Origin of the sequence: Shewanella sp. S23-S33, assembly GCF_043359565.1 — a bacterium.
Classification (GTDB): Bacteria; Pseudomonadota; Gammaproteobacteria; order Enterobacterales; family Shewanellaceae; genus Shewanella; species Shewanella oncorhynchi.
On record NZ_JBHFFD010000019.1, the window covers coordinates 155,047 to 171,632 of the forward strand.

A 16,586-nucleotide genomic window follows, 5' to 3' on the forward strand; every position below is an offset into this window, starting at 1 on the left:
CTGTGCAGCGAGATTAAAACGTGTGCTTTAAATTAGTGTTCTCACATAAAACCACAAATATCTTCTGGTTATAGGCTAACGTCTAATAGTGGGCTTTAGACCTCCTTGCTAATAATAGAAGCAGGAAGGGGTAGTTATTGCGGCTGACGATGTGAGTCGCAGTCCTGATTGGAGGACATATGTTGACCGAACAGCAAAATGCATCTGTAGCGCAAGCCACAAATCAAAAACAGAACCAACAAAAACATCAAGCGTTGCACCAAGCATCCTTGCTTAATAAAGCCGAATTCTGGGGAGAAGCGGCGAAGACGCTCGATTGGATTAAGCCAGCGCAAACTGTGCTCGATGAATCACAGGCGCCGTTTTATCATTGGTTCGCCGATGGTGAGATGAACACTTGTTATAACGCCGTTGACCGCCATGTGTTGGCTGGACGCGGTGACCAAGTGGCTATCCAGTATGTGAGTCCTGTTACGGATACTGAATACGGCATTAGCTACGGGGAGTTACAGGCTCAAGTGAGCCGACTCGCGGGCTTTATGCAATCTATTGGTATAGTGAAGGGCGACCGTGTGGTGATTTATATGCCTATGGTGCCGGAAACTGCCTTCGCTATGCTGGCCTGTGCCCGCATCGGTGCGATTCATTCTGTGGTTTTTGGTGGCTTTGCCGCCAATGAACTCGCGACTCGGATTAACGATGCCAAGCCTAAATTGGTCTTGTCGGCATCTTGCGGCATTGAGCCTTCGGGCGTCATTCCTTATAAGCCTTTACTAGACAAAGCATTGGAACATGCTGTTCATCAGGTGGAGCATTGCCTGATTTTAAATCGCAGCCAGTATCAAGCCGATTTGCAGGAGGGCCGTGACTTAGATTGGCAAGCCGCATTAGCGACTGCACCTAAGGCCGATTGTGTTGCGCTTAAGGCTACCGATCCCTTGTATGTGCTTTATACCTCAGGCACCACGGGTCAGCCTAAAGGTGTGGTACGCGATAATGGTGGCCATGCCGTGGCTCTGGCTTGGTCGATGCAGCATATTTACGATATTCAAGCGGGTGATGTGTTTTGGGCTGCGTCCGATGTGGGTTGGGTTGTGGGTCATTCTTACATTGTGTATGGGCCACTGCTGGTGGGCGCCACCACCTTAATGTATGAAGGCAAACCTGTGGGAACGCCAGATCCCGGCGCATTTTGGCGCACGATTGCCAAATATAAGGTCAAAAGCTTCTTCACCGCGCCGACGGCCATTCGCGCAATCAAGCGTGAAGATCCTGACGGTGAATATCTACAAGGTGTTGATTTAAATTGTCTTAAAAATGTTTTTTTGGCGGGGGAACGTTGCGATCCCGATACCTTAGTTTGGGCACACACAAAACTTGCTAAACCTGTTATTGATCACTGGTGGCAAACCGAAACGGGCTGGCCTGTCGCGGCAAACTTGATGGGTACAGCACCGGTTACCATTAAACCGGGTTCGCCAGCTTTACCTGTGCCGGGTTATGCGGTTGAAGTGCTAGACGAATTGGGTGAGCAAGTTGCGCCCAATACTTCGGGAAATGTGGTGATTAAATTGCCTCTACCGCCGGGAACCTTAACGACACTGTGGCAAAATGATCAACGCTATCAAGATAGTTACTTGTCTATGTATCCAGGTTATTACTTAACTGGCGATGCGGGTTATACCGATGAAGACGGCTATCTCTACATTATGAGTCGTATCGATGACATCATAAATGTAGCGGGACACAGGCTATCGACGGGGCGCTTCGAAGAAGTGTTATGTCAACACCCTGATGTGGCCGAAGCCGCGGTAATTGGGGTAGATGATGCGCTTAAGGGCCAAGTTCCCCTCGGATTAGTGGTACTCAAGAAAGGCGTGACGATCAGTGATGAAGAGCTGCATAAACAGTTAATAACCCTGGTACGCCAAGAAATTGGTCCCGTCGCCTCCTTTAGGTTAGTGAGTGCGATTCAAAAATTACCTAAAACGCGCTCGGGTAAAATTTTACGCGGTACTATGCGAAAAATTGCCGATAATCAGCAATATACCGCGCCAGCGACCATAGAAGATCCACAGACCTTAGAGTTAGTGCGTACCGCGCTCACTCGCATGGGTTATGCCGATGCTTTAGTGTAAGAAATAGAGCGTAAAGGCTTTTATAGGAAGAGTGTAAAGGTCTTATAGAGAGTTGAAATATTAAGGCGATAGTAAACTGACCAAGCTTGCTATCGCCTTTTTGCGCATGGCATTTCTTATTTCGGCAAAATCAAAGATTGAAATTTTCACCTCAAATTTGCTAGTCTTGCATTCTCATCACGTACAGTTATCACAGCACAGCTGTCACGTACTGTTATCACGTACAGCTATATCACCTACAGTTTTACTGTAATCAAATGGCTTAGGGACGACCCTAAATACGCCTAATCTAACATGGGGACGACCCCTTTATGGGAGTTCACTATGAGTTGGTTCTTATTAGTTCTTGCGGGTTTATTTGAAATTGGTTGGGCAATCGGACTGAAATATACCGACGGTTTTACGCGTTTGTGGCCAAGTATCTTTACAGTGGCGTCGATGGCAGTGAGTGTGTTGCTACTCGGACTCGCGGTTAAGCAGCTACCTATAGGTACGGCTTACGGCGTGTGGGTCGGTATTGGCGCTATGGGCACCGCAATTGCGGGAATTATCCTCTTGGGAGAAGGCGTTAGCTTACTTAAAATTGCCAGTTTGATATTGATATTACTGGGTGTTTTAGGGCTTAAACTTGCCCATTAATTGACGGTTCTATTGGATAAAATGAGACCTAAACGATTGGTACTTTCGGCACAATCGAAATTGCCAATCGTATGTCTCTGGTAATTAAGTTACAAAGATCGGTATAATTACGCCTCAAAATTGGTTAGCTCTAACCTCTGTGACCCGTGGGAATTATATAATGCAAAACCACAGCAATCTTAATGATATCGGCGTAATTGGCCTTGGCGTTATGGGTAAAAACCTCGCGCTAAACATCGCGGATAACCAATATCACGTCAGCGCATTTGACCTCGATCCTGTTAAAGTTAATGGTGTTATACAGCAAGAAAAACAGGAACGCGCTGGACTCGAACCTCGCATCCTTGGCTGTGCTAATCTTACCGAAATGTTAGCCAGTCTCACAAAACCCCGCATTCTTGTGCTTTCTGTTCCCGCTGGTGCACCCGTCGATGGTGTCTGTAGTGCCTTGATTTCTGCCGGAATTGAGTCCGATGATATCGTTATCGATACTGGTAACAGCCTATGGACCGACACTGTTGAGCGTGAAGCGCGCTACAAAGGGCAATTTGTATTTTTCAGTTCTGCAGTTTCGGGCGGCGAAGTCGGTGCGCGTTTTGGACCCTCTCTTATGCCTAGCGGTGATATCGATGCATGGCATCATGTTGCACCGATTTGGAAAGCGATTGCCGCTAAGGTTGATGCCAAAACTGGGCTACCTATCGAACGCTTCGAGCCGGGTAATCCCGTGACAGAAGGCGAGCCATGCACGACTTATATTGGCCCCGCGGGTGCTGGTCATTATGTGAAGATGGTGCATAACGGTATTGAATACGCTGATATGCAGTTGATTTGCGAAGCGTATCAAATGCTGCATGACGGTTTAGGCATGAGTGCTGCAGAAGTGGGCGATGTGTTTGAACGTTGGAACAAAGGCAGCTTGAATAGCTACTTGATGGAGATCAGCAGCGAAGTATTAAAACAGGCCGACCCCTTAACGGGTAAACCGTTGGTGGAAATGATCTTAGATAAAGCGGGCCAAAAAGGCACAGGTTTGTGGACGGCCGTGAGCAGTTTACAAATTGGTTGCCCTGCACCGACGATTGCTGAAGCTGTGTATGCGCGCGCCATAAGTACCCAAAAATCCTTACGTCTACAACTCAGCCAGAAATTGGCTGGGCCAAATGCACCTGTTATCGATGACGCACAAAAAGCACTGTTGATTGAAGCCCTTGAAAGTGCGTTATATTGCGCGAAAGTGTGTTGTTACGCCCAAGGCTTCCAGTTGATGGCTATGACGGCTCATGAACAAAAATGGCAGTTAGACTTTGCTGAAATTGCAAAAATTTGGCGTGCGGGTTGTATTATTCGCGCAACTTTCTTGCAATCAATCACTCAAGCCTATGAAGACAAATCTGATCTTAGCAATCTGTTGATGGCGGACAGTTTTGCGTCTGCCTTGTCTGAAAAGCAAGGCCTATGGCGCACTGCGGTTGCGACTGCGGTAATGCAAGGTATTCCTGCACCATGTATTAGTTCGGCACTGGCATATTACGACAGTTACCGCTGCGAAACATTACCGGCGAACTTACTCCAAGGTCAGCGTGACTTTTTCGGCTCTCATACCTTTGAGCGTATCGATACCCCAGCAGGCGAGAAATATCACTTAGATTGGAGCGCTAAAGAGCGCACCTTAGCTAAGGTTTAGTGCCCGCTAACAAAATGAAAAACGCCCCTTATCAAGGGGCGTTTTTTTATAGTCGATGATTTTATAACGGCTTATGACTTTTTGACTTCAATTCATTTTAAGTCACTAAGCTAAATCTTAAGCTTAAAGTCCTAAGCATTCAGCTCAGATGAAAAGGCGATCAGCTTTTGCCAGAGTGCTTGGGCGACGGGGCCTAAAGGTGAGTGGGGTTTTCGCATCACATAGTAATCGAGTTGAATGTTGTTTTGCCTTTCACGCAGATCCAGTGCAATCAATGCGCCCTGTTTGAGTGAATCTTCAATCATATAGTGCGGCAGTTTGCCCCAGCCCATACCACTTTGAATAAGCATTTTTTTGGTGTAAAAATCATTAACATACCATCGTCGTTGCCCCGCCTGTACCCCAAACTCAATATTCGCAGTGCCTGAGCCTGTATCTTGGATCACGATTTGGTATTCATTAACGAGCTCTCGTGCGTAGGTCAGTGTCGGATGACGTTCAAGCATGCGCGGTGCTGCAACATCGAGAAGGCTACCGGAAAAAAGATAGGCTAATTCTAAATGGCTCGAACGTATGGGTTCAATTCCGCCTGCGGAGATGATGATTTCAGCTTTATCTTGATTCAGCGCTTCGAGTGCACCAGTTAAAAACTCTTGTTTGAGAATAATTTGGGTATAGGGAAACTCATTTTGAGTCAGCTCTAAAATCGGCAAAATTCGAGCGAGATTAAAGGAGGCTTCAAAAGCTAAGGTGATGCTTGCTTCGTTACCTTTGGCTAAATGCTTCGCTACTTGCTTCATTTCTTGCGCTTCATTCAGTACCCGCAGGGTATGTTGCAGCAGTTTTCGACCTTGCTCAGTGATGGCGAGTCGATAACCTTCGCGATTAAACAGGATAAGATCGAGTTGAGATTCTAACTGTTTGATACTTTGACTAATGGCGGGTTGGGTTTTATGCAGCTTGTCACTGGCAGCTTTGAGTGAGCCCGCCTCAGCTACGGTTTTAAACATCAGCAGTTGGTCTAAGGTCACAAGGATTGCTCACAAGTCATAAATTATTAGTTTATGAGATATTAGATTTTATTCCATATTTATTTATCTTTTATCGGCTCATAATCGATTCCATTCTCGCTCGTCGTCTGCGAATTTATGCCCAAGACTGACGGCAATATTAAGATCAATGGGGGTGTGTGCGATGCGATTTTCAAACTTATGTGATACCAAGGGGTCAAGTATCAATGGCTTAGTTGCAGAGGTTGATACACAGAAGTTATTCCTTTGTGCCAATATACTCAATCGCGCCGCTGCAACCGTCACATTGGCGATGAGCATAGTGTTTTTCATCTCGGGATTTGCCAAGTTATTTGGCGTGTCTATGTTCCATGTTCCGTTCACATTAATTAATCTTCCCACTGGTTTTGGTTATTTTATTGGTTTGATGGAAGTGATTGGTGCCCTTGGGTTGTGTCTACGTGACTACCGAGTGCTATCGGCGAGCGGTTTACTGGCGATTATGTTGGGGGCTATTTATTTCCACTTTAACTATGAAGCGCCGATTAATGCACTGCCGGCATTGAGCTTATCGGCTGGACTTTTTCTGGTTATTAAACTCGATGAAATTGTTGAGCGTTTAGTGCGATTTCAGCGGCAGTTGGTGCATAGTCGTTCCGCATTTTAAGCGTGCATTGAAGTGTTATGTAGAACCGTGAGTTAAGCGAGAAATGCTGAGTTTAAAGCCAGTAGTACAGATATAAGTTAATCAACACGAGAGGATTATGATGCAAGTTAACGCGAGTCGTATGCCTGTGCTATTTGTGCCCCACGGTGGTGGCCCAATGCCTTTGCTCAATGATGTTAATCATAGGGAATTGCGTACATTTTTAACTTCAGTAACAGCGCCAATGCCAACTCCAAAGGCGATTGTGTTGATCACTGCCCATTGGGAAGAATCTGTGGTGACTTTGTCGAGTAGCCCAAAGCCAAGTATTTTGTATGATTACTATGGATTTCCACCTGAGGCTTATCAGCTGACATATCCTGCACCCGGTGAGCCAGAATTAGCCGCACAGATTGCGAATATGCTAGCGGATAAGGGCATCGCCGCCCGCTTAGATAGTGAACGCGCATTTGATCACGGTACCTTTGTACCACTTAAGTTGATGTATCCTGAGGCGAATATTCCCGTGGTGCAGATGTCGTTAGTCCACAGCCTCGATCCTAAAATCCATATAGCGATTGGGGAGGCTTTAGCGCCGCTGCGGGACCAAGGGGTGTTGATCGTGGGGTCTGGCATGTCGTTTCACAATATGCGGGCATTTTTCTCAAGCGATCTCACAGTGCAAAGCCGCAGTGCAGAATTTGATCATTGGTTGACGCAAACTTTAACGGCAAGTGTTAGTTCTGCCGAGGTAAAAACAGCGTTAACTCATTGGCAATCAGCCCCTGAAGCGCGTTTTAGTCATCCGCGGGAAGAACATTTATTACCGCTACATGTGTGTTTTGGTGCAGGCCATAATGGTTCATCCCATGCCGAACGCAACTTTAATGGTATTTTGTTAAACACGCTGATCTCTGGTTATATCTGGCAATAAATGGAGGGTAGGATTTCCCTCGTCGATAATAAGCCAAATTGAAGTTGTGTTGCGGCCAATAAAAAGGTTCGTATCTATCGAAGATATGAACCTTTTTATATTCAGCATTGAGCTGTGGTGTAGCATTAGCTTAGCGGATTTACTCTTATGCGGTAAACACTAAACCCACGCTAAACAAGGTACTGAAAATCATGGTTAACTTAGCTGTGCGGCCGAGTAACGGATTTAAGGCTTCACCAGAAACTGCATAAAAATCGCTACTGAGTTTGCGGGCAATAAGCAGAGATAATCCCGCAAGTAGTACTGGTAAGCCGGGTAAAATACCGAATAAAAAGCCAGCGATGACTAGGCCAAAGGGCAAATAGATTAAGGCTTGATAAAGCACTTTTGCCTGAGCTTCGCCGATACGTACCGCTAGAGTATGCTTGCCCGCTTGGGTGTCGGTGCGGATATCGCGAGTGTTATTCACCAACATAATCGCAGCGTTAAATAAGCCAATCGCACAACCTAATAACCACGCATTAATAGTCGTATCGCCTGCCTGCAGATAATAACTGCCCACCACTGCAACTAAGCCAAAAAAGACAAATGCTGCTACTTCACCGAGCCCATGGGAGGCGAGGGGATAGGGGCCACCACTGTAGCCAAGAGCACCTAAAATAGCGGCTGCGGCGAGAATGGCGATGGGCCAGCCTCCGTGCCAAATCAGATATGATCCCACGGCAAGCGCCATTAAGAGACAAAATATCATGGCATTGCGAACGCTTGTTGGTGAAATTAAACCACTTTGAGTCACGCGAACGGGCCCTAAGCGCTCGTCTGTATCTATGCCGTTTTTAAAATCAAAATAGTCGTTAGCGAGGTTGACGGCGATTTGTAATAAGACAGCACACAACATTGAAGTGGCAGCGATTAACCAGCTGTAACTCTCAAGATGCAGGGCGAGAATGTTGCCTATCAGTAGGGGACCTATGGCCGCGGGTAGCGTACGGGGTCTTATTGCTAAAATCCAAGGATTCATGGCGTCCAGTCATTATTGGTAAATGGGAATGGTACCGAGCAAGGGCTCAATTAGCGCATAGCATAACAAGATTTAACACGAAAGTGAGCACTATCTAATAAACGCATTTAACAGAGTTTGAATTGGCGCACATATGTTCACTGATGCAGGATGAGATTTGTCGTTAAGTTCAAAGAAAATCAAAAAAGTCTGTGTTTCCATAGTTAATGTTAATGGAGGCTTTGTGCTGTCCATGACATAGGCGTAACGCTAAATACTCTATTTAGTAGATAGCATAGGCGGTTGCTACCCTATGCTCGTTATTTTTTGCCGCTACAACAATGCCGATAAGGACATATTTGGATGCGTTTTGACAATAAGGTGGCATTAGTCACTGGGGCTGCGGCTGGGTTAGGTCGAGCGTATGCCATCATGTTGGCTGAACGGGGGGCAAAAGTGATACTCGTCGACCAGCCGTTATCGTCCTATGAGTCAATTTCCACCGACGGCGCTCAGACGAGCCAAGCTAACTTAGAATTAATGCAGACCTATTGCAGCATTATTAAACTTGGTGGAGATTGCATTTATTTTGTGCTTGATGTGAGTCAGCGAAATGAAGTGAATAGCATGATTGAAGAGGTGATCCTACGCTGGCATCGCATTGATATCTTGATTAATAACGCGGGCGTTTATGGTGCTTGTCCCTTTGAACACATTAAACTTGAGCAGTGGCAACGGCAATTGGATGTCGATCTCAATGGCAGCTTTTATCTCACTCAAGCTGTTTGGCCTTATATGCAACAACAGCATTTTGGCCGGATAATGATGACAACGGGAGCCTCGGCCTTGTTCGGTGACTTGCATCAAGTTGGTTTTAGTGCGAGCAAGATGGCGCTGGTCGGCATGGTGAATAGCTTATCATTAGAAGGTGAAATTCATAATATTCGAGTCAATAGTTTATGCCCTCAGGCCGTAACCGCGATGACGGCCAAACATTTAGCGAGTGCGATTCAGCCGCTATTTTCCTTTGAATCATTAACGGCTACTACGGCTTTCTTGGTGAGTGAACAGGCGCCAAATGGTCAACATCTACTCGCCGGAGCGGGCAGTGTTAGCCACGGCATGTTTGTCGAGTTTCAGCCTATGTATTTTAATGAAGGTCTTTTTACGCCAGATAACCTCGCGCAGCAGTGGCCACAGTTACACCAATCCTTCCCCGTGAGCTTGCACTCCTGTGGAGAGGATAAGGTTTTGTCTTGGTCTAAGTTAAGTGCGCTAGAACATCACATTAAAATCGATTGATTCATCATGCTTGTATTTGAACTAAGCCTGCATCTATAGCGATTTAAATCCAGTAAGTGGCTCAATAAAGCCGTAAATGCTAACCACAATAAATAACATAGACACTCCAGCGTGCCTCGTTTAATTCCTCACCGTTGGAGTGATGATTTGATTGTGAATAATCGATAGAAGACTGGTCAGCTTAATGCTAACTGAGTTACCCTTTAAGATTAATTGCTAATTACGCAGTAGGATCCCATGAGTCAGGTATTAGACGATCTTTTATCATTACTTTCCCTTGAGCAAATTGAAATTGGCCTCTTTCGTGGTCAAAGCCAAGATCTGGGTTTTGGGCATGTGTTTGGTGGTCAGGTGATGGGTCAAGCACTGAGCGCCGCAAAACAGACTGTAGCTGCTGAGCGTAAGATCCATTCATTACACTCCTACTTTTTACGTGCAGGTGACGAGAAGTTGCCGATTGTTTATGAAGTAGAAAATATGCGTGATGGCGGTAGTTTTAGCGCTCGTCGGGTTAGTGCTATTCAAAAAGGTCGCCCCATTTTTCATATGACCTGCTCCTTCCAAGAACCTGAGGAAGGCTTTAGTCATCAAGCCGCTATGCCGCAAGTGCCCGGACCTGAAGGTTTGTTGAATCAGCAGGAATTGGCGCTGACGATGCGGGATAAAGTACCGCCGAGCATACTTGAAAAGTTTATGGCCGATGCGCCAATTGAGATGCGATTGGTCAATCCACTGCACCCTTTTGCGCCTAAAGAAACTGAGCCGTACCGTTATGTTTGGATGAGGGCTAATGGCCCTATGCCAAATGATGCCCATATCCATGAATATTTACTCGCCTATGCCTCAGACTTTAACTTTTTAGTCACGGCAGCTCAGCCCCACGGTGTATCCTTCTTAAGTCCAGGGGTACGAATGGCGACGATCGATCACGCGATGTGGTTCCATCGCCCGATTAATATGGGAGAGTGGTTGCTTTACAGTATCGATAGTCCTAATGCTAGCGGTGGCAGAGGTTACGTCAGAGGGCAGTTTTTCAATCAACAAGGCGAGTTAGTGGCTTCTTCTACCCAAGAAGGCCTGATACGCATGGTAAAAGGACGTTAGTATGTATCTGAAAATAAAATCGTTTATATTGTTCTCTCTCATGGCTGTCTTGCTCAATGGCTGCGTGACTGTAACACCTGAACAACCGATTATCATCAATGGCGCAGCTGGCTATCTAGAGAAGATCCCATTACCTCAAGGCTGCCAAATCATTATTGCCATTATTGATTTGAATACTCCAGGTGTCGTCGTCGCACAAAAAACCTTCAATATCGCCAGAGCACCTGTGCCATTTAAATTTACACTGCCCGCTAAATCGATCGATAAAAGTATCCAATATGGCGTAGTGGCGATGATCAAGTTTCAAGACCAAGTGATTTTCCAAACCTATGACAGGTTCCCAGTTATCAATAATGATAAGTTCACGACAGAAGTGTTAATGAAGGCGGTGATGGCGAATTAACCACTGGCCACAACTGCAATAATATTGTTTTTATATTGATGAAGATTTAGCCCTTTCAATTCTATATTGAAAGGGCTTTTTTGTGATCATTAATCCGCTTGCTATGCTGTAAATGTGAGATTAAGTATTAATTTGCTCTATAGAGGATTAAGAATATTAATGCATAAGTTAGTTGATTTTTTATAAGGGATATCATTTTGTAAAATATTATGCAAAACAAAATGTATGTATTTTGTTAATTAAAAGTTATTGCCTTTGTTCTTTATTGTTTAGTAAAAGATGTTTTGAGTTTATTTTGTAACTAATGATATTTATAAAAAAGAATATTTATTTACGGGGATTTATTCTGTTTAACCTAAGGCTATTTTTGAGCTGACACTTAAAGGTTAAGTTTAACTATATGATTTAATGTTTATTATTTGTTTTTATCGATTTTTATACTACGACTTATCGTTGGGACATAAAACAGTCTGATAAAGGTTCTATGGATTTATTTTAACAAGGTATGAGGTTGTTCATCATTTACTGAATTACGTTCTGTTAACTTGCTGTTTTAATTTGTATCATCACGTGTTACAAGTTATCGCGATAAAACTCAGTGATCATCATCACAGTAAATTGAATGGTTATTCATAAAAAATGTCAGTTACGGGTGATGTTTTTGGTTGCCGCAGCGTTTTCATGCCACCCAAACCTGAGTTTTATAAATCATACAACTTATAAGAATTAGGGAAGTCACAATGAAAACTAAAATAGCATTAGCAGTGTCTATGGCACTGTTATCGTCGGCGGCAAATGCACAAACCGTATTATCACCTACGGGTGAAACCTTGCAGTTAGATATTCCAAGTGAATTACAAGTCACTTCATTACGCGGTAACGCTGCCGGAGCTGAGGTTAAGTTTGTACCTGAAGCAGATTTAGGTGAGGGTGAATATACTTATATCGTCCGTTTACGCGATAGTTCGGTTGCTAATTACCAAGGAACTATTCCAGGATTAAAAGCGACTAGTTCACAAAGAGTGCAGGTAAACGGTACTTCAAAAGTTGCTGTGAACGGTAAACTTGATGCTTCTAAAGCTGAAGTCAAAAGTTATGTTAGTTATTTGAAAGTAAAACAGAACCGATTTTTAGCTAACGCGAGTGCGGCTATTGGCACCAATCTGCAACCATTAACGACATATCAGTATGCGTTAAACGGTATGGCGGTTCGCATGACTCAAGCTCAAGCGAAGAAAATGGCTGAGTTACCTGAGGTTGCGTTTGTTGAGCGCGAGCGCATGGAGCAAATGGAAACCGACGTCAGTCAAGCGCTTATCGGTTCTCCTAATGTATGGGATGGCAGCGCGACGGGCACGAAAGCCATGGGTGAAGGCGTGATCGTCGGTATTATCGACTCAGGTATTAACTCAGATCATGCTTCATTCGCTGATGTTGGCCAAGATGGCTATGACCACACAAACCCATTAGGTCAAGGCATCTATATTGGTGATTGTAAAACTGATTTCGCGAGCATATGTAATGACAAGTTGATTGGAGTTCGCAGTTACTCTGAGATAACAAATAACTACGATGATGCAAAAGTGTTTGGTGACACCCCTCCAGCTAAAAATGGTGAGGATTATGGTGGGCATGGTACTCACGTTGCGAGTACCGCAGCAGGTAACATCCTAGTGAATGTGCCTTATGTGCAAGGTGAAACAGGTAAGTTAGAAAGCGATGGCATTGCGACAGGCCTTGAATTTAAACAAATCTCAGGTGTTGCACCACATGCAAACATTATAGCTTATCAAATTTGTAATCCGGGTAATGCGGGCGACACTTATTCTGGCTGCCCGACCGCACCGATTTTAAAAGCCTTAGATGATGCGATTAAAGATGGCGTCGATGTGCTTAACTTTTCTATCAGTGGTGGTGGAAACCCGTGGAATAGTGCGACGGAACAAGGTTTTTTAGCCGCGCGTAATGCGGGGATTTTTGCTGCAGTGGCTGCGGGTAACACACGCGCTGCGACAAGCACGAGCCCTGCGATTAATCAAACACCTTACTCTACGCCTAAAAATGCACCTTGGTATACTTCGGTCGCTAACTCGACTCATAACCGTGACATAGTACGCGCCGTGGAATTTAATGGTAAAAACTATCATTACACTGCTGGTTCTGGTCCAGTTCAAACTGAAGTGCTCAAAGGTGTTCCCCTTTATGCTGGCGCAATTGATGCGACCAATTTTGAAGCCTGTAAACCGTTCACAGCCGATGCCTTTAAAGACAAGATCGCCGTTTTAAGACGCGGTGTTTGCTCATTCGATATCAAAGTGGCCGCCGCAATGGCCGCTGGCGCTAAGGGTGTGATTGTTTTCAATAGAGATGGTGAAAATAATGAGCGTCTGACTATGTCGGGGCTGGATAAATTGAATATTCCAGCGGTATTTATTGGTGATATTGATGGCTTAGAATTGATTGCTGCTATGGCGGCAAATCCTGCTCTTGAAATCACGCTGTCTCCAACCCCTAAAGTTGCCAGTAAAGAAGCGGATGTTTTATCTGCCAGTTCATTGATTGGACCTAATCTGACTAACGATGTACTCGTACCCTATGTTGCTGCACCGGGCAGTGACATCTACGCTGCTTATTCCGACCAACAGTTTGGCCATGATGAAACAGGTACAGATCCTGCCGATTTCACTTTGATGTCAGGTACTTCAATGGCGAGTCCTCACGTTGCCGGTGCTGGTGCGTTACTTAAATCGCTACATAAGGATTGGACGCCAGACAACATTCGTTCTGCGCTAATGATGACGTCAACGACAGCCCAAGCCATGAAAAAAGCCGATGGTAAAACCGTTGCTGATCCGTTTGACGTAGGAGCCGGTCGTATTCGTGTTGATTTAGCGGCAAAAACGGGCTTAGTGATGGATGAAAGTGCCTTAAACTACGAGATTGCTAATCCTTCGACAGGTGGTGATCCACGTAAGCTAAACATTCCAAGCATGGCTGATTCACGTTGTATCGATACTTGTACTTGGACACGTACTGTTACTGCAACGGCTGATGGTAGCTGGACTGCAAAAGGCGTTTCCGCAACGGATAAATTCGCGTTAACTGTGACGCCAGAAAGCTTTAATCTCAAAAAAGGTGAAAGCCAAACGATTACAGTGACTGCGGATGTGACTGACGTCGGTGCAAGTTGGGGCTTTGGTAACTTAGTATTAACGTCCGATACTTTCCCAACGGCTAATATGCCGATCGTAGCTAAGATAGCTAAACGCGATTTACCTGCTTTGGTTAATGTTTCAGCCTCACGTGATGCAGATGAACGTAATTTGGCGCACTTGAAAGCGATTGATCTACCCGGTGTTGCGGCGACAGTGACTGCACTTAAATTAAGCGCTACTTATGAATCAAGTGTGAAACAGGATTCAAATACCGATAGTGCATTTGATGATTTGGCCGATGGCGTAAAAGTATTTAGCTTTAATGTTGAAGATAAAGCTTTATATTTCAATGCATCAATCGGTAATACAACCTCTCCTGACTTAGACATGTTTGTGATACTCGATAAGAAAGACGGTAGCAAGCTTTCTATCGCGGCATCTTCTGCGTTTGGCGGTTCAAAGGAAAGTGTATCCATTAAGAACCCAGTGAAGGGTGAGTATATTGTCGTTGTACAAAACTATCAGGCATCTGCAGCCGATGCGGATGATGCCTTTAGTTTGAAACAAGTAACCTTATATGATGAAGCGGGTGATAACTTAACTGCAAATCTTACGGGTGATCATAAAGATTTCAATGTCAACTTAGCATGGAAACAAGCGATGCTAGTGGGAGATGCTGGCATAGCTATGCTGACGCTGACCACCACTGATGACAAAGTCGCACCTGTTAAAATTCCGGTCGTATTTGAGCGCGTTAGTGATGACGTATTACCTCCTCTAGGCAGTACTGTTTCTGGTGAATTAACACCTGGCACCGCTAAAGTGATGAAGACACGTATTGAAGCGAACAAAACGCAAGAAACCCGTGTTTACACCCTAGAGGCGTTATTACCTGAAGGTCATGAAGTGGCTAATATTAGCCATCAAGGCGCACAAGTGGGCAATAAGATCACTTGGACTATCGAAATGGCCTCTGCTGCTGCGGCATTAGATGTCACCTTTGACTTAGTGCCACGTAAGGCGAGTCAAGGCAACATAGTGGCATTGACCAACAAAGTGAATAACGACTCGGCTGAAATCTTGAAGCAGGAGTATCAATTTGATGTTCCAGAAGTGGCGCCAGTCGCTGTGATTGAAGCTCCTGCCACTGTCCAAGAAGGTAAACCTTTGTTCATCGATGCGAGCAAGTCGTCGGATGCCAACAATGATCCTTTGACCTACAAATGGACTCAGTTAGGGGGCACCAGCTTTAACTTTGACGCTAATGCGGCCAAGCTTAATCTCGTTGCACCAAACGTGAGTGGCTCTGCTCAGACTGTTTCATTCCAACTGACAGTATCTGATAACCACGGCAATAAAGATTCAAGTGTTGTGTCTGTATCTGTGACTGAAACACCAGCCAAGAAAGATGATGGTGGTGCCTTAGGTTGGTTAAGCTTATTGTTGCTACCTTTTGCGTTTGGTCGTCGTAAACAAGGCTAAACCCTCAGAGTAAAATCGGATGGTTTAATGGTAAGAGAGAAGGGCTGATATTGATATCAGCCCTTTTTGTATTTGCTGGTTTGGGTTAGCGATTTGACATTAAAAAATCGACAAAGGCGCGGTCTGCTTGGCTGACGGGGCGCTGCTTTTTCCATGCAATATGGAGGTTTAAAAATACCGGTGGATCGAAGGGTTTGGCTAAAATGTCATCTTTTGAGCTTATCGCCATCTCAAGCACACTGGTGATCCCAAATCCTTGGGAAACAATCTGTTTAATCAGATTAATCAAATTGGTCTCGAAGGCAATATTGGGCTTTTTGCCTAATTCTTTGGCTTGAGAGAGTATCCACTCACGGTGGAAATAACCTGTTTTGAACATCACTAATTCATGGTCGAAAAAGTCATGTAGACTCACAGCGCTATGTTCCGCTAAAGGGTGTTCGGCACCCATGGCGATCACCATTTGCTCACGGATCAACAGCTGACTATCAAATTCGGGCTGTAGGTCTTGGGCGGTAATGATCGCAATATCCACTTCTTCCTGTTGCAACATGCGCAGTGCATCCCGTGTCCCGCCTTCAAACAGTGATAGTTTCAATTCGGGGTATTTATGCCGAAAAGCCATTAAGCGCGAGGGGAGATAGAAAGAACCCAGCATGCCCGGCACGGCAATGCGGACCTCTCCCGAGGTGAGATTGGCCATGGCACGGATTTGCGCTTCGGCCTGTTTAACCTGTTTCAGGATCAAAGTGGCATGTTGATGCAGGACTAAACCTTCGGCCGTGAGTGTGAGCAGCTTATCATTCTTGTTGCTCGTACGATTGACTAAGGTGACGCCGAGTGCGACCTCTAAGCGCTTGATACTTTGGCTTAACGCGGGCTGAGCCATATTCAGTTTCTTGGCTGCGGCGGTAAAGCTGCCGGTATTGGCAAGGGCATCTAAATGTTTGAGTTGGCGAATATCCATTAATCGGGCTCGTACTATTTTATCAGTGGCAAGAAGTGTACTTTTGGTGCGCTATTTCTATAACAAAAATCAATGATTACGATAGATATTATCTATTATTGTTATGTTATGCCCAGTGA

12 protein-coding genes are annotated in these 16,586 nt (G+C 45.0%); 9 read left to right on the forward strand and 3 right to left on the reverse strand.

What is annotated here, in order from left to right; translation table 11 throughout:
• The first annotated feature begins 179 nt into the window (after positions 1-179).
• The 3 genes from ACHA99_RS05690 (at position 180) to gndA (ending at position 4,464) form a co-directional block, all read left to right on the forward strand.
• Positions 180-2,138: a propionyl-CoA synthetase gene (locus ACHA99_RS05690; protein ID WP_393941614.1), complete on the forward strand. Its 1,959-nt coding sequence runs from the start codon at positions 180-182 to the stop codon at positions 2,136-2,138.
• A 324-nt stretch (positions 2,139-2,462) separates the two neighbouring features.
• Entirely contained in the window at positions 2,463-2,777 is a 315-nt protein-coding gene (sugE, locus tag ACHA99_RS05695; protein ID WP_028761104.1) for a quaternary ammonium compound efflux SMR transporter SugE, read from the forward strand.
• Between the two features lie 160 nt (positions 2,778-2,937).
• Positions 2,938-4,464 carry an NADP-dependent phosphogluconate dehydrogenase gene (gndA, locus tag ACHA99_RS05700; protein ID WP_393941616.1) on the forward strand — a complete coding sequence of 509 codons (1,527 nt, stop codon included), beginning with the start codon at positions 2,938-2,940 and terminating at the stop codon, positions 4,462-4,464.
• A 131-nt stretch (positions 4,465-4,595) separates the two neighbouring features.
• On the opposite strand, the gene ACHA99_RS05705 is transcribed toward gndA, so the two are convergent.
• A complete protein-coding gene (locus ACHA99_RS05705) occupies positions 4,596-5,495 on the reverse strand; it encodes a LysR family transcriptional regulator (RefSeq protein WP_338258741.1) in 900 nt (299 codons plus the stop codon).
• 163 nt (positions 5,496-5,658) lie between these two features.
• Between ACHA99_RS05705 and ACHA99_RS05710 the strand changes: the two genes are divergently transcribed.
• Complete coding sequence (locus ACHA99_RS05710; RefSeq protein WP_393941618.1) at positions 5,659-6,141, forward strand: DoxX family protein; 483 nt, start codon at positions 5,659-5,661, stop codon at positions 6,139-6,141.
• Between the two features lie 97 nt (positions 6,142-6,238).
• Complete coding sequence (locus tag ACHA99_RS05715; protein ID WP_393941620.1) at positions 6,239-7,054, forward strand: DODA-type extradiol aromatic ring-opening family dioxygenase; 816 nt, start codon at positions 6,239-6,241, stop codon at positions 7,052-7,054.
• A gap of 145 nt (positions 7,055-7,199) precedes the next feature.
• Here the strand turns inward: ACHA99_RS05715 and ACHA99_RS05720 are convergent, their stop codons facing one another.
• Positions 7,200-8,075, reverse strand: a complete 876-nt coding sequence (locus ACHA99_RS05720) for a 1,4-dihydroxy-2-naphthoate polyprenyltransferase (RefSeq protein WP_028761099.1) — start codon at positions 8,073-8,075, stop codon at positions 7,200-7,202.
• A gap of 342 nt (positions 8,076-8,417) precedes the next feature.
• Here ACHA99_RS05720 and ACHA99_RS05725 point away from each other — a divergent pair, with 342 nt between their 5' ends.
• From ACHA99_RS05725 to ACHA99_RS05740, 4 genes are all read left to right on the forward strand, one after another.
• Positions 8,418-9,356, forward strand: coding sequence for an SDR family NAD(P)-dependent oxidoreductase (locus tag ACHA99_RS05725; protein WP_393941623.1), 939 nt, complete (start codon positions 8,418-8,420; stop codon positions 9,354-9,356).
• 237 nt (positions 9,357-9,593) lie between these two features.
• A complete protein-coding gene (tesB, locus tag ACHA99_RS05730; protein WP_028761097.1) occupies positions 9,594-10,460 on the forward strand; it encodes an acyl-CoA thioesterase II in 867 nt (288 codons plus the stop codon).
• A 1-nt stretch (position 10,461) separates the two neighbouring features.
• Positions 10,462-10,863, forward strand: a complete 402-nt coding sequence (locus ACHA99_RS05735; protein ID WP_168824317.1) for a YbaY family lipoprotein — start codon at positions 10,462-10,464, stop codon at positions 10,861-10,863.
• 740 nt (positions 10,864-11,603) lie between these two features.
• Positions 11,604-15,500 carry a S8 family serine peptidase gene (locus ACHA99_RS05740; RefSeq protein ID WP_393941625.1) on the forward strand — a complete coding sequence of 1,299 codons (3,897 nt, stop codon included), beginning with the start codon at positions 11,604-11,606 and terminating at the stop codon, positions 15,498-15,500.
• Between the two features lie 85 nt (positions 15,501-15,585).
• Here the strand turns inward: ACHA99_RS05740 and ACHA99_RS05745 are convergent, their stop codons facing one another.
• Positions 15,586-16,467, reverse strand: a complete 882-nt coding sequence (locus ACHA99_RS05745; RefSeq protein ID WP_263176939.1) for a LysR family transcriptional regulator — start codon at positions 16,465-16,467, stop codon at positions 15,586-15,588.
• Between the last annotated feature and the right edge of the window lie 119 nt (positions 16,468-16,586).

Bases quoted from the DNA above. Each gene is read 5' to 3' on its own strand.
- ACHA99_RS05690 (WP_393941614.1), top strand. From the start codon at position 180: ATGTTGACCGAACAGCAAAATGCATCTGTAGCGCAAGCCACAAATCAA.
- sugE (WP_028761104.1), top strand. From the start codon at position 2,463: ATGAGTTGGTTCTTATTAGTTCTTGCGGGTTTATTTGAAATTGGTTGG.
- gndA (WP_393941616.1), top strand. From the start codon at position 2,938: ATGCAAAACCACAGCAATCTTAATGATATCGGCGTAATTGGCCTTGGC.
- ACHA99_RS05710 (WP_393941618.1), top strand. From the start codon at position 5,659: ATGCGATTTTCAAACTTATGTGATACCAAGGGGTCAAGTATCAATGGC.
- ACHA99_RS05715 (WP_393941620.1), top strand. From the start codon at position 6,239: ATGATGCAAGTTAACGCGAGTCGTATGCCTGTGCTATTTGTGCCCCAC.
- ACHA99_RS05720 (WP_028761099.1), bottom strand. From the start codon at position 8,075: ATGAATCCTTGGATTTTAGCAATAAGACCCCGTACGCTACCCGCGGCC.
- ACHA99_RS05725 (WP_393941623.1), top strand. From the start codon at position 8,418: ATGCGTTTTGACAATAAGGTGGCATTAGTCACTGGGGCTGCGGCTGGG.
- tesB (WP_028761097.1), top strand. From the start codon at position 9,594: ATGAGTCAGGTATTAGACGATCTTTTATCATTACTTTCCCTTGAGCAA.
- ACHA99_RS05735 (WP_168824317.1), top strand. From the start codon at position 10,462: ATGTATCTGAAAATAAAATCGTTTATATTGTTCTCTCTCATGGCTGTC.
- ACHA99_RS05740 (WP_393941625.1), top strand. From the start codon at position 11,604: ATGAAAACTAAAATAGCATTAGCAGTGTCTATGGCACTGTTATCGTCG.
- ACHA99_RS05745 (WP_263176939.1), bottom strand. From the start codon at position 16,467: ATGGATATTCGCCAACTCAAACATTTAGATGCCCTTGCCAATACCGGC.